Genomic DNA, 13855 nt, shown 5'->3' with positions numbered 1-13855 from the left:
TACTGATTCCTCTCACGACGATCAGCCCAAGGCACGATTTTGCGTGCCCGCTTATGAGCTATCCGAGGCCTATCATTGGCCATTGGGACTCAGCGCAACACTTTCAAACAGTCGAATACCGATGAGTACTAACGTCAGCGGATTTTCGGCAGATACACTTCCCGACAACGAATACGCAGACGATACCTGGTCGAGCCGCACATCTGCCGCGCCTCAAAACAATGACCAGCATCAGGCCGCCCTTTGGGTGGGTCAAATTTTCAGCGCAGTGATGACGAGAACGCCATGGCCGGGCTAATTCCCCAGAGCTTTATTGACGACCTTCTGAACCGCACCGACATCGTCGATGTGGTCAGCTCGCGCCTGCAAATGAAAAAAGCCGGCAAGAACTACACCGCCTGCTGCCCGTTTCACAAAGAAAAAACCCCTTCCTTCAGCGTCAGCCCGGACAAACAGTTTTATTACTGCTTTGGCTGCGGCGCTGGCGGCAACGCCCTCGGCTTCATCATGGACCACGACAACCTGGACTTCCCCCAGGCCGTCGAAGAACTGGCCAAAGCCGCTGGCATGGAAATCCCCCGCGAGGAAAGCGGTCGCCCGCATAAACCGCGACAACCGACCGACTCGCCGCTTTACCCGCTGCTGACCGCCGCCGCAGACTTTTACCGCCAGGCGCTGAAAAGCCATCCTGCGCGCAAAGCGGCTGTCGACTACTTGAAGGGTCGCGGCCTGACCGGCGAGATCGCCCGCGATTTCGGCCTCGGCTTCGCACCACCAGGCTGGGACAACCTGTTCAAGCACCTGAGCAGCGACACCCTGCAACAAAAAGCCATGATCGATGCCGGCCTGCTGATCGAGAACGCCGAAACCGGCAAACGCTACGATCGCTTTCGCGACCGCGTGATGTTCCCGATTCGCGACAGCCGCGGGCGCATTATCGCGTTTGGCGGCCGGGTACTGGGCGACGACAAACCGAAATACCTGAACTCACCGGAAACCCCGGTATTCCATAAAGGCCAGGAACTCTACGGCCTGTATGAAGCACGCAAGAACAACCGCAATCTTGACGAGATCATCGTCGTCGAAGGCTACATGGACGTCATCGCCCTGGCCCAGCAAGGCCTGCGCAATGCCGTTGCCACGCTCGGCACCGCCACCAGCGAAGAACACTTGAAGCGGCTGTTTCGCGTGGTGCCCAACGTGCTGTTCTGCTTCGACGGCGACCAGGCTGGCCGCAACGCCGCGTGGCGCGCCCTGGAGTCAACGCTTTCGAGCCTGCAGGACGGACGGCGTGCGCGCTTCCTGTTCCTGCCCGAAGGCGAAGACCCGGACACGCTGATCCGCTCTGAAGGCACCGACGCCTTCCGCGCACGCATCCACCAGCATGCGCAACCGCTGGCCGATTATTTTTTCCAACAACTGACCGAAGAAGCCGATCCGCGCTCCCTCGAAGGCAAGGCCCATATGGCCACCCTCGCCGCACCGCTGATCGACAAGGTTCCCGGTGCCAACCTGAAAGCGTTGATGCGCCAGCGCCTGCTGGAAATCACCGGATTGAGCGGCGAAGCCGTCAGCCAACTAGTGCACAGCGCACCGCAGGATGCACCGCCGACCTACGACCCGAGCATCGATTACGACTCCATGCCGGACTACGGCGACTACCACCAACCCCAAGAGGTCTATGCACCTCAACAGGAGTGGACACAGAAAAAACCCGGCGCTGGCGGCAAGAAATGGGAGAAGAAACCGTGGAGCAAGAACGGCAAACGTGGTGATCGCGATGAACCGCATGCCCCACGCACACCGCTTGCGGTAGAAGCCCCGACACTTATCGCCCTACGCACGCTCATCCACTACCCGCAACTGGCGGGCAAGGTTGAGAGCGCTGATCACTTTGCCAACGAGAGCAATACCTACGCGCAGGTGCTAATCGCCCTGATCGAGGCCGTACAGAAAAATCCTAAGCTAAACTCTATTCAGTTAATGGCGCGTTGGCACGGAACGGAGCAGGGACGTCTTTTGAAAGCTCTCGCAGAAAAGGAGTGGTTAATTGACGGCGATAACCTTGAACAACAGTTTTTAGACACCATTACTAGGTTATCCGCGGGTCAGCACACGCAGACCCTCGATGAACTGATCAAAAAAGCCCGGCAGCCAGGATTGACTGCCGAAGAGCAGATTCAGATAGCAAAGCAGATGCGCGACCTCTTAAAACAGAATGTTTCCGCATCAAACCCGACCTCAAGTGGCGCGTGAGGTCATAGCTAAGGTATAATCCTCGGCTTGTTTTTTGCCCGCCAAGACCTTCAGTGGATAGGGTGTTATGTCCGGAAAAGCGCAACAGCAGTCTCGTATCAAAGAGTTGATCACCCTTGGTCGTGAGCAGAAGTATCTGACTTACGCAGAGGTCAACGACCACCTGCCGGAGGATATTTCAGATCCGGAACAGGTGGAAGACATCATCCGCATGATTAATGACATGGGGATCCCGGTACACGAGAGTGCTCCGGATGCGGACGCCCTTATGCTGGCCGACGCCGATACCGACGAGGCTGCCGCGGAAGAAGCGGCTGCAGCGTTGGCAGCGGTTGAGACCGACATTGGTCGCACTACCGACCCTGTGCGCATGTACATGCGTGAAATGGGTACCGTAGAGCTCCTCACACGTGAAGGCGAAATTGAAATCGCCAAACGTATTGAAGAGGGCATCCGTGAAGTGATGGGCGCAATTGCGCACTTCCCTGGCACGGTTGACCACATTCTCTCCGAGTACACTCGCGTCACCACCGAAGGTGGCCGCCTGTCCGACGTCCTGAGCGGTTATATCGACCCGGACGACGGCATTGCGCCGCCTGCTGCAGAAGTACCGCCGCCTGTCGACCCGAAAGCCGTGAAAGCGGACGACGATACCGAAGACGACGACGCTGAAGCCAGTGATGACGAAGAAGAAGCCGAAAGCGGTCCGGATCCGGTCATCGCGGCACAGCGTTTTGGCGCTGTGGCCGATCAGATGGAAATCACCCGCAAGGCGCTGAAAAAGCACGGTCGCGAAAACAAGCAGGCGATTGCCGAGATGTTGGCGCTGGCTGGGCTGTTCATGCCGATCAAACTGGTTCCGAAGCAATTCGAAGGCCTGGTCGAGCGTGTACGTAGCGCCCTGGATCGTCTGCGTCAGCAAGAGCGCGCGATCATGCAGCTCTGCGTTCGTGATGCACGCATGCCGCGTGCCGACTTCCTGCGCCAGTTCCCGGGCAACGAAGTTGACGAAAGCTGGACCGAAGCCCTGGCCAAAGGCAAAAGCAAATACGCTGAAGCCATTGGTCGCCTGCAGGCCGACATCGTTCGTTGCCAGCAGAAGCTGACCGCACTTGAAGCCGAAACCGGCTTGAAGATTGCCGAGATCAAGGACATCAACCGTCGCATGTCGATCGGTGAGGCCAAGGCCCGCCGTGCGAAGAAAGAGATGGTCGAAGCGAACTTGCGTCTGGTGATCTCCATCGCCAAGAAGTACACCAACCGTGGCCTGCAATTCCTCGATCTGATCCAGGAAGGCAACATCGGTTTGATGAAAGCGGTAGACAAGTTCGAATACCGCCGCGGCTACAAATTCTCGACTTATGCCACCTGGTGGATCCGTCAGGCGATCACTCGCTCGATCGCCGACCAGGCCCGCACCATCCGTATTCCGGTGCACATGATCGAGACGATCAACAAGCTCAACCGTATTTCCCGCCAGATGTTGCAGGAAATGGGTCGCGAACCGACCCCGGAAGAGCTGGGCGAACGCATGGAAATGCCTGAGGACAAGATCCGCAAGGTATTGAAGATCGCTAAAGAGCCGATCTCCATGGAAACCCCGATCGGTGATGACGAAGACTCCCATCTGGGTGACTTCATCGAAGACTCGACCATGCAGTCGCCAATCGATGTTGCTACCGTTGAGAGCCTTAAAGAAGCGACTCGCGAAGTTCTCTCCGGCCTCACTGCCCGTGAAGCCAAGGTTCTGCGCATGCGCTTCGGTATCGACATGAATACCGACCACACCCTTGAGGAGGTTGGTAAGCAGTTCGACGTTACCCGTGAGCGGATTCGTCAGATCGAAGCCAAGGCGCTGCGCAAGCTGCGCCACCCGACGAGAAGCGAGCATTTGCGCTCCTTCCTCGACGAGTGATCACAAAACCCCCGGCCCTGCCGGGGGTTTTGCTTTCTGTAGATTAAATCCCCCTCGCTTCGCCCCCTTCGCATAGCCCGTCTACACTCGAAACATTCCCTCGAGCCATAACGAGACCGTTATGCCCAGACTACCGGCCATGCTTTTGCTATTGCTGATGACCTGGACCGCAACGGCTGGCGCGCTGACTCTGACCGACGAAGAACGTGGCTGGCTTGCGGCTCACCCGGAACTGCGTCTGGGTGTCGACGCCTCTTGGCCACCATTCGAGTTTCGTGATGAACAAGGCCGCTATCAGGGCCTCGCGGCTGACTACATCAACATCGTGCGTGATCGTCTGGCAATCAAGGTCACGCCCATTGAGCCTGTCAGCTGGACCGAAGTCCTGGCGCAGGCCAAACAGGGCAAACTGGACCTCTTGCCCGGCGTCATGTCGACGCCCGAACGGCAAAGTTACCTCGCGTTCACGCGGCCTTACCTGGACTTTCCGATCGTCATCCTGGCCCATGTGAGGGGCGCACAACCGCACAAGCTGGAAGATCTTTACGGTCTGAAAGTCGCCGTCGTGGAAAACTACGCCCCCCATGAACTGCTGCGCACGCACCATCCCGACCTCAATCTGGTCCCCATGCCCAATGTCGCCTCAACCTTGCAGGCTCTGGCCACCGACGAGGTGGACGCGGTAGTCGGTGATCTCGCCTCAAGCGTCTGGAGCCTTCGCCAGCTCAAGCTTGACGGGCTCTACGTCAGTGGCGAAACACCCTATCGCTACCAACTGGCGATGGGCGTACCGCGAGACGACAAAATGCTGGTCGGCATTCTGGATAAAGTGCTGGCGGACATGAGCCCGGGCGAAATAAGCGCCATCCAGGAACATTGGGTCGGAAACGTCCTCGACCACCGCACCTTCTGGTCCGACCTACTGATATACGGCCTGCCGGGCGTACTGCTGCTGGTCACCGTGCTGGCCGTGGTGATCCGCATCAATCGCCGCTTGAGTTCGGAAATCTCTCGCCGGGTCGCGCTGGAACAGGAACTGCGCACCAGCGAATACCATTACCGCGGGTTGGTGGAGAGCCTTTCGGCGATAGCCTGGGAAGCGCGAATCAGCGACTTTACGTACAGCTACGTCTCACCCCATGCCGAAGGCCTGCTCGGTTACCCCCTGTCCCATTGGCTGATTCCGGGCTTCTGGCGCAACATCATCCACCCCGCCGACCTCACACGCGCCCAGGCATTTTGCGATCACGAAGTGCTCGCCGGACGCGATCACAGCCTCGACTACCGGGTGATCACTGCCGACGGGCGCTGCCTCTGGGTACGCGACATCGTCAGCCTGATAGAACACGGCCATGAGCCGATAATGCGCGGGCTGATGATCGACATCAGCGAAACCAAAAGAACCGAAGAAGCCTTGCGCCTCTCCGAGCAGAAATTTGCCTCGGTATTCCAGCAATGCCCGGACATTCTGGTCATTGCACGCCTGTCTGACGGTTGCCTGTTGGAGGTCAACGAGGCGTTCGAAGAGCAAATCGGCCTCAGCGCCGAAGACGTGATCGGGCGGACCGCCACCGAGCTGAACATCTGGGGCATCGCTGGCGTCGGCCCCGGCCTCTTGCAACGTTTGCAGGCCGGCAGCATTCGCAACCTGGAGATGCCCTTTCGTCGCAGCAATGGCCAGGTGTTCACCGGCCTGATCTCAGCCGAACCCTTCGAGCTCGACACCACCCCGGCGCTGGTCGTGGTGGTGCGCGACATCAGCCAGCTCAAGGAAACCCAACAACAACTGCAAACCTCTGAAGAGAAATTTGCCAAAGCCTTCCATGCGTCCCCTGACGGCTTGTTGCTGTCACGCGTGAGTGACGGCCTGCTGATCGAGGTCAACGAGGGCTTCAGCCGCATCACCGGCTTCAACAGCGCGATGTCGCTGGACCGCTCGACCTTCGACCTCGGCATCTGGGTCAACCTCAATGAACGCAGGCAGATGCTCGACCTGTTGAAACGCGATGGCTTTGTACGTGACTTCAGTTGCCATATCCGTCGCAACGACGGGCAGATCCGCCTCTGCGAGATGTCCAGCCGGCCGCTGCCGATTGGCGACGACGATTGCATGCTGACCATCGCCCGGGACATTACCGAGCGACATCTGATGCAGGAAAAACTGCAACAGGCCGCCACGGTATTCGAGAGTACTGCAGAGGGCGTGTTGATCACCGACACCCAACAGCACATCAGCGCCGTTAACCGTGCATTTACCGAGATTACCGGTTACAGCGAAACCGAAGCCCTGGGCCACACGCCAAGGCTGCTCGCTTCAGGCCTGCATGACAGCGCTTTCTACGCTGCGATGTGGCATCAACTGACCGCCGAAGGGCATTGGCAGGGCGAAATTTCCAACCGGCGCAAGAATGGCGAGCTGTACCCCAGCTGGCTGACCATCAGCGCTGTGCGCAACAAAGACCGGTTCATCACCCACTTCGTTGCAGTATTTGCCGATATCTCCAGCCTCAAGCACGCCCAGGCCAAACTCGACTATCAGGCCCACCACGACCCGTTGACAGGCCTGCCGAACCGGACGCTGTTCGAAAGCCGGCTGCTGACCGCACTCAACAGCCAGCAAGGAAACGGTAGCCAGGGCGCAGTGTTGTTCCTGGACCTCGATCGCTTCAAGCACATCAACGACAGCCTTGGGCATCCGGTCGGCGACCTGCTGCTCAAAGGCATCGCGGTGCGACTCAAAGAGCAACTTCGGGACATCGATACCGTGGCGCGGCTGGGGGGTGACGAGTTCATCATCCTGCTGCCGGGCCTGCAGCAGGCCAGCGACGCCGACCATATCGCCAACAAGCTGCTGAACTGCTTCACAGCGCCCTTCCAGGCGGGCGAGCACGAGTTCTTCATCAGTGCCAGCATTGGCACCAGTCTCTACCCCAAGGACGGCTGTGACGTCGCTACGCTGGTTAAAAACGCCGATGCGGCGATGTACCGCTCCAAAGCCAAAGGTCGCAACCGGGTTGAAAGCTATACCCGCGACCTGACCGCACAAGCCAGCGAACGCGTGGCACTGGAACATGAACTGCGTCGCGCTATCGAGCGCAATGAGCTGACGCTGTTCTATCAACCCAAAGTCAGCCTCAACCATCCGCGCCTGGTAGGTGCCGAAGCTCTGATTCGCTGGCGTCATCCAGCCTTCGGCGACGTGCCGCCCGAGCACTTCATCCCGCTGGCCGAAGAAAACGGCATGATCCTGCAAATCGGTGACTGGGTGCTGGAACAGGCCTGCCTGCAGATGCATGAGTGGAACAACTGCTATGAAGGTTTCGGCCCGCTGTCAGTCAACCTCGCCGGCGCGCAGCTACGCCAGCCGAACCTGCTGGTCCGCATCGAACAACTGCTCAAGGACAACCGCCTCAAACCAGACTTGCTGCAACTGGAAATCACCGAAAGCTTCATCATGAGCCAGGCCGAAGAAGCGCTTGAAGTCCTGCACCAACTCAAACGCCTGGGCGTGCAACTGGCCATCGACGACTTCGGCACCGGCTATTCCTCGCTGAGCTACCTCAAACGCCTGCCTCTGGACTTCCTGAAGATCGACCAATCGTTTGTCCGCGGCCTGCCGGATGATCCACACGATGTCGCCATCGTCCGTGCAATCATCGCCCTGGGCCGCAGCATGCAATTCACGATCATTGCCGAAGGTGTCGAAACCCAGGCGCAGCAGCAATTCCTGACTGCCGAAGGCTGCGAACAGATCCAGGGCTACATCGTCAGCCTGCCCCTGCCCGCCGACGAATTCGCCGCGGCCTTTCTTCGTATCGCAGTTTCAGACTTTTCGGATAGCACAGCCGAGAAACCGTCGCTATAATCCGCGGCCTACTGAGGGCCTATAGCTCAGTTGGTTAGAGCAGAGGACTCATAATCCTTTGGTCCACGGTTCAAGTCCGTGTGGGCCCACCAAACTCAAAGCCGCGCATTGCGCGGCTTTTGTGTGTCTGGCGAACGTGTAACATGCTCCTCCACCGCAACGTGCCGCCGGAGATGACCTTGCCTGACACCCGCCCTCCCGTCCTCGACGAAATCGACCGCCAGCTGATCGCAGCCTTGCAGATCAATGCCCGTGAAAGTGTGGCCATGCTCGCCCGACAGTTGGGGATTGCGCGCACTACCGTGACGTCACGCCTGGCGCGGCTGGAGAAGGCTCGGGTGATTACCGGTTATGGCGTGCGACTCGGGCAGCGGGTGGTCGATGGCGGTTTGCAGGCGTATGTCGGGATCACCGTACAGCCGCGCTCCGGCAAGGAAGTGCTGCGTCGGCTCAGCGCGATGGCGCAGGTCCAGCAGTTGTGTGCGGTCAGTGGCGAATTCGATTACGTGGCCTGGCTGCGTACTGATTCACCGGAACAGCTCGACCAGTTGCTTGATCAGATTGGCAGCGTCGACGGCGTCGAAAAAACCACCACCTCGATCATCCTCAGCAGCAAAATTGACCGCGGCCAGCCAGTTTGATCGATTCGTTCGTCATATCGCATCAACAACATGCAAAACGACGACACATTGCGTCTTATTAACGTGCTCTACGCTCCCTAGAATGGCGACAGTCTTTTCCTATACTCAGCACCGAGTGCGAGTCGCCAGCAAGGTCAGCCATGAACAAGAACAATCGCCATCCAGCAGACGGTAAAAAACCAGTCACCATTTTCGGCCCGGACTTTCCATTCGCCTTTGACGACTGGATCGAGCACCCGGCCGGTTTAGGTAGTATTCCTGCGCACAACCACGGCGCGGAAGTGGCGATTGTCGGCGCGGGTATCGCAGGGCTGGTGGCCGCTTACGAGTTGATGAAACTGGGCCTCAAGCCGGTCGTCTATGAAGCCTCGAAAATGGGTGGCCGCTTGCGCTCCCAGGCCTTCGAAGGTGCTGAAGGGATCATCGCCGAGTTGGGCGGTATGCGCTTTCCGGTGTCGTCCACGGCGTTCTATCACTATGTCGACAAGCTCGGTCTTGAAACCAAGCCCTTCCCCAACCCGCTGACCCCGGCTTCCGGCAGTACCGTCATCGATCTGGAAGGCCAGACCCATTACGCACAGAAACTCGCTGACCTTCCTGCACTGTTCCAGGAAGTGGCCGACGCCTGGGCCGATGCACTGGAAGACGGCTCGCGCTTTGGCGAAATCCAGCAAGCAATCCGCGATCGCGACGTGCCGCGCCTCAAAGAGCTGTGGAACACCCTCGTTCCGCTGTGGGATGACCGGACCTTCTACGACTTCGTCGCCACCTCCAAAGCCTTCGCCAAGTTGTCGTTCCATCACCGCGAAGTGTTTGGCCAGGTCGGTTTCGGCACCGGCGGCTGGGATTCGGACTTCCCGAACTCGATGCTGGAAATTTTCCGCGTGGTGATGACCAACTGCGACGATCACCAGCACCTGGTGGTCGGCGGCGTGGAACAGGTACCGCTGGGCATCTGGCGCCATGTGCCGGAGTGCTGCGCTCACTGGCCGCAAGGCACCAGCCTGAGCTCGCTGCACAACGGCGCGCCGCGCACCGGGGTCAAACGTATCTCGCGCGCCGCCGATGGCCGTTTCAGCGTGACCGACAACTGGGGTGACACCCGCGAATACGCGGCCGTGCTGACCACCTGCCAGAGCTGGCTGCTGACCACACAGATCGAGTGCGAAGAGTCGCTGTTCTCGCAAAAAATGTGGATGGCCCTGGACCGCACCCGCTACATGCAATCGTCGAAAACCTTTGTGATGGTTGACCGGCCATTCTGGAAAGACAAAGACCCGGAAACCGGTCGCGACCTGATGAGCATGACCCTCACCGATCGCCTGACTCGTGGCACGTACCTTTTCGACAACGGCGACGACAAGCCTGGAGTGATTTGCCTGTCGTATTCGTGGATGAGCGACGCGCTGAAAATGCTCCCGCAACCGATCGAAAAACGCGTGAAGCTGGCGCTGGATGCCCTGAAGAAAATCTATCCAAAAGTCGATATCGCTGCGCGCATCATCGGTGACCCGATTACCGTGTCCTGGGAGGCCGACCCACATTTCCTTGGTGCGTTCAAAGGCGCCCTGCCCGGCCACTATCGCTACAACCAGCGGATGTACGCGCACTTCATGCAGCAAGACATGCCCGAGGAACAGCGTGGGATTTTTATCGCTGGCGACGACGTCTCGTGGACACCGGCGTGGGTCGAAGGCGCGGTACAGACCTCGCTCAACGCGGTGTGGGGCATCATGAATCACTTCGGCGGTGAAACCCACGCCGAAAACCCTGGTCCGGGCGATGTGTTCCATGCAATCGGCCCGATTGCCTTGCCCGAGTAAGCGGAGTCTGAAATGCGTGTAGCTCTCTACCAATGCCCGCCGCTGCCGCTCGACGTTGCCGGCAATCTGCAACGCCTGCAAAAGCTCGCGACGCAGGCCTCGGGCGCCGATCTGCTGGTGTTCCCGGAGATGTTCCTGACCGGCTACAACATCGGTGCCGAGGCGGTTGGGGCATTGGCCGAGGCGCAAGACGGCGCTTCAGCGCAGTACATTGCGCGCATCGCCAAGGCCTGCGGCATCGCCATTGTGTATGGCTACCCGGAGCGCGCCGAGGACGGGCAGATCTACAACGCCGTGCAGTTGATCGACAGCCAGGGCCAGCGCCTTGCCAACTACCGCAAGACACACTTGTTCGGCGAGCTCGATCACTCCATGTTCAGCGCCGGGCCGGATGAGTTTCCACTGGTGGAGCTGAACGGCTGGAAGCTTGGCTTTTTGATCTGCTACGACCTGGAGTTCCCGGAAAACGCTCGACGCCTGGCGCTGGCCGGTGCCGAGCTGATTCTGGTGCCGACGGCGAACATGATTCCCTACGACTTCATCGCCGATGTCACCGTGCGCTCGCGGGCCTTCGAAAACCAGTGTTATGTGGCTTACGCCAACTACTGCGGGCACGAAGGAGAAATCCATTACTGCGGCCAGAGCAGCATCGCCGCGCCGGACGGCAGTCGCATTGCCCAGGCCGGCCTGGATGAAGCATTGATCGTTGGCACGCTGGATCGGCAGTTGATGCTCGATTCTCGCGCCGCCAATCGCTACTTTCTCGATCGCAGGCCAGAGCTCTACGGCGAGCTGAACAAGCGCTGACCCACGGTTTTCGCTAGCATGAGCGCTTCTTCAGTAGCGGAAGTGCTCATGCCTGCGCCGACCCACCTTCACCCTCACGTCGAAACCCTGGCCAACGGCCTGCGGGTTTCGCTTCGTCATGCGCCCGGTTTGAAACGCTGCGCCGCTGCTTTACGGGTTGCCGCCGGCAGCCACGACGCCCCGCTGGCCTGGCCTGGGCTGGCGCATTTTCTTGAACACTTGTTCTTTCTCGGCACCGAACGCTTTCCTGCTGACGATGGGTTGATGGCCTACGTTCAACGTCACGGCGGGCAACTGAACGCGAGTACCCGCGAGCGCACCACCGACTTCTTCTTCGAATTACCGCCTCAGGCTTTCGCCGGTGGGCTTGAGCGTTTGTGCGACATGCTCGCCCGCCCGCGTCTGAATCCGGACGATCAGTTGCGCGAACGAGAGGTGTTGGAAGCGGAATTCATCGCCTGGTCTCAGGATGCCGAGGCGCAGCGACACCTTGCCTTGTTCAACGGGCTCTCGCCAGATCATCCCTTGCGCGGTTTCCACGCCGGCAATCACGACAGCCTGACGGTGCAGCAGCCTGAGTTTCAACAGGCGTTAAACACCTTCTATCAGCACTTCTATCAGACCGGGCAAATGACCTTGAGCCTCGCCGGGCCGCAGTCTGTGGATGAATTGCGCTGCCTGGCGCAGCGCTTGTGCACCGACTTCACCGTCGCAGAGCAACAACCGCAAAACGCCCCACCCACGTTGATGGCAACCGCAAATAGCAGTTATCAACAGACTGACGAACGCCGACTCAACCTGCTATTTGCATTCGAAGCATTGCCTGACGCATCCCGTGAAGCGCTGGATTTTCTCTGCACCTGGCTGAACGCTTCGAAACCGGGAGGCTTGTTCGCCGAATTACGCCATCGCCAATTAATCGACAGCCTGAAGGCGGCGCCGCTGTACCAATTCGCCGGGCAAGCGCTGCTACACATCGAGTTCAACCTGACGGCCAGTGCCGCAACGCAGACCGGGACAATCCGTGAGCTGCTGGGTAATTGGCTGGGTTTCTTCGCCGACCAGGCCGATTGGTCTGAATTGCGCGAAGAATATGCCCTGCTGCAACAGCGAAAACGTCAGGTCAGCAATGCCTTGGCGCTTGCCCGACTGGATAGCCAACAGTTGGCAGCAGAACTGTCGGAGTCTGGCGTTACGTCCCTCAAGGCTATCTTGCGGCAGATGAATCCGACGCCTGTGGATAACCTGACTGTCGCCTGGCAACTGCCGCCGTCCAACCCGCTCCTGCGCGCAGCAGAGGCGCCAGCGCCAGCCGGCTTGATCCGTGGGCAAACCAGCGCTCATCGTGGGTTGCGCACGTTCGCCCAGGATCGCACCCGCGGTCGCCGTGAACGTTCATCCATGCAGTTCAGCCCCGCACTGGCGGATAGCAGCGGCGAAGCGGCGATCTGCCTGCGTTGGCGCCTCGACTCGGCTGCGCCGGCCAACGTCCAGCCGACACTCGCCCGCAACCTGCAAGGCCTGTGCGACGACGCACTTCAGGCGGGCGTCGAACTGTCCCTCAGCGAAACGGGCAACCAATGGCTACTGAAAATGATCGGATGGCATGAGCCAATGCCGGCGATTCTCGAACAGGCGCTGCTGTGTCTGACGAAACCCACCGCCGACGCCTGGCAAAGCAGTGACTCGCCGGCGCCGCTGATTGCGATTCGGCAATTACTTAAGGCGCTACCGGTACATTGCCTGGGACAAGATTCGCGCCCGACATCGCAGCCGGGCGGCGCTGATGACCTACAGCAAATCTGGGCCGGCGCACGCTGGGACGGGCTGGCCGCAGGTCTGCCGGCAACCGTTCAAACGGCAATCACCCGCGCATTGAGCCGAGTGCCTGGCATTCCCGACAGCGAGATGACAGCGCCCAGCTCCATTGCCGGTCAGCACCTCTGGAGCGAAGTGCTTAGCGACGCCAACGAAAATGCGCTGTTGCTGTTTTGCCCGACGCCCATCCAGGCACTGGCAGACGAAGCCGCGTGGCGCCTGCTGGCCCAACTCTGCCAAACGCCTTTCTATCAGCGCCTGCGGGTCGAACTGCAATTGGGCTACGCGGTGTTCAGCGGTGTCCGTCAGATCAACGGTCAAACCGGACTGCTGTTCGGCGTGCAATCGCCGAACGCATCGGTGAAAGAGATCCTCGAACACATCGAAGTCTTCCTGAAGCAACTGCCCGAACTCATCTCGACGCTCGATGATGCGTCCTTGATCAATCAGCAACAGGTCCTGGCCGAACAACTCGACGGCCATGCCATGCCGCTTGCCCAGGCCTTTGAACTGCTGTGGCAGGGTAAACTGGGCGGCCATTCGTCGGATTACCTGCTTCAGTTGCAACAGGCTGTGTTGCTACTGGACCGCACCGCTTTGCTCGACGCGGCAAGGCGGTTGATTCACGCAGAAGGTGGCCGCAGATGCCTGGCCAGCAGTGCCTGCCCGGATGGCACCTGGCAACCGACAGCCCGATCATTACCGGGGCTGTAATGGGCTTTCTTCGAGA

At 59.5% G+C, this 13855-nt stretch carries 7 protein-coding genes and 1 tRNA gene; all 8 read left to right on the top strand.

Annotated features, from left to right (window positions below):
• Nucleotides 1–285 precede the first annotated feature (285 nt).
• The 8 genes from dnaG to pqqF all read left to right on the top strand — a co-directional run bounded on the left by dnaG (nt 286) and on the right by pqqF (nt 13839).
• Nucleotides 286–2256 carry a DNA primase gene (gene dnaG / locus AC1RPZ_RS18650; RefSeq protein WP_493138421.1) on the top strand — a complete coding sequence of 657 codons (1971 nt, stop codon included), beginning with the start codon at nt 286–288 and terminating at the stop codon, nt 2254–2256.
• Nucleotides 2257–2323: 67 nt separating this feature from the next.
• Nucleotides 2324–4171 (top strand): RNA polymerase sigma factor RpoD, encoded by a 1848-nt coding sequence (gene rpoD / locus AC1RPZ_RS18645; RefSeq protein ID WP_493138420.1) that lies wholly within the window; start codon nt 2324–2326, stop codon nt 4169–4171.
• A 121-nt stretch (nt 4172–4292) separates the two neighbouring features.
• A complete protein-coding gene (locus tag AC1RPZ_RS18640; RefSeq protein ID WP_493138419.1) occupies nt 4293–8036 on the top strand; it encodes a bifunctional diguanylate cyclase/phosphodiesterase in 3744 nt (1247 codons plus the stop codon).
• Between the two features lie 15 nt (nt 8037–8051).
• Nucleotides 8052–8128 (top strand) — tRNA-Ile (locus AC1RPZ_RS18635).
• A gap of 87 nt (nt 8129–8215) precedes the next feature.
• Entirely contained in the window at nt 8216–8677 is a 462-nt protein-coding gene (locus AC1RPZ_RS18630) for an Lrp/AsnC family transcriptional regulator (protein ID WP_008067391.1), read from the top strand.
• A 140-nt stretch (nt 8678–8817) separates the two neighbouring features.
• Nucleotides 8818–10500 (top strand): flavin monoamine oxidase family protein, encoded by a 1683-nt coding sequence (locus AC1RPZ_RS18625; RefSeq protein WP_493138418.1) that lies wholly within the window; start codon nt 8818–8820, stop codon nt 10498–10500.
• 12 nt (nt 10501–10512) lie between these two features.
• The gene (locus tag AC1RPZ_RS18620) at nt 10513–11307 is read left to right on the top strand and encodes a carbon-nitrogen hydrolase family protein (protein ID WP_493138417.1); all 795 of its coding nucleotides are present in this window, start codon (nt 10513–10515) and stop codon (nt 11305–11307) included.
• A 48-nt stretch (nt 11308–11355) separates the two neighbouring features.
• Complete coding sequence (gene pqqF, locus AC1RPZ_RS18615) at nt 11356–13839, top strand: pyrroloquinoline quinone biosynthesis protein PqqF (RefSeq protein WP_493138465.1); 2484 nt, start codon at nt 11356–11358, stop codon at nt 13837–13839.
• Nucleotides 13840–13855 lie beyond the last annotated feature (16 nt).

The organism is Pseudomonas sp. GW822-FHT02D10 (assembly GCF_058802345.1).
Note: the sequence above shows the minus strand (reverse complement) of the source record. Positions and strands in the feature narration are given on the sequence as shown.

Excerpts from the sequence above, each read along its gene's own strand:
- AC1RPZ_RS18620 (WP_493138417.1), top strand. The coding sequence starts at position 10,513 with ATGCGTGTAGCTCTCTACCAATGCCCGCCGCTGCCGCTCGACGTTGCC.
- AC1RPZ_RS18625 (WP_493138418.1), top strand. The coding sequence starts at position 8,818 with ATGAACAAGAACAATCGCCATCCAGCAGACGGTAAAAAACCAGTCACC.
- dnaG (WP_493138421.1), top strand. The coding sequence starts at position 286 with ATGGCCGGGCTAATTCCCCAGAGCTTTATTGACGACCTTCTGAACCGC.
- AC1RPZ_RS18640 (WP_493138419.1), top strand. The coding sequence starts at position 4,293 with ATGCCCAGACTACCGGCCATGCTTTTGCTATTGCTGATGACCTGGACC.
- rpoD (WP_493138420.1), top strand. The coding sequence starts at position 2,324 with ATGTCCGGAAAAGCGCAACAGCAGTCTCGTATCAAAGAGTTGATCACC.
- pqqF (WP_493138465.1), top strand. The coding sequence starts at position 11,356 with ATGCCTGCGCCGACCCACCTTCACCCTCACGTCGAAACCCTGGCCAAC.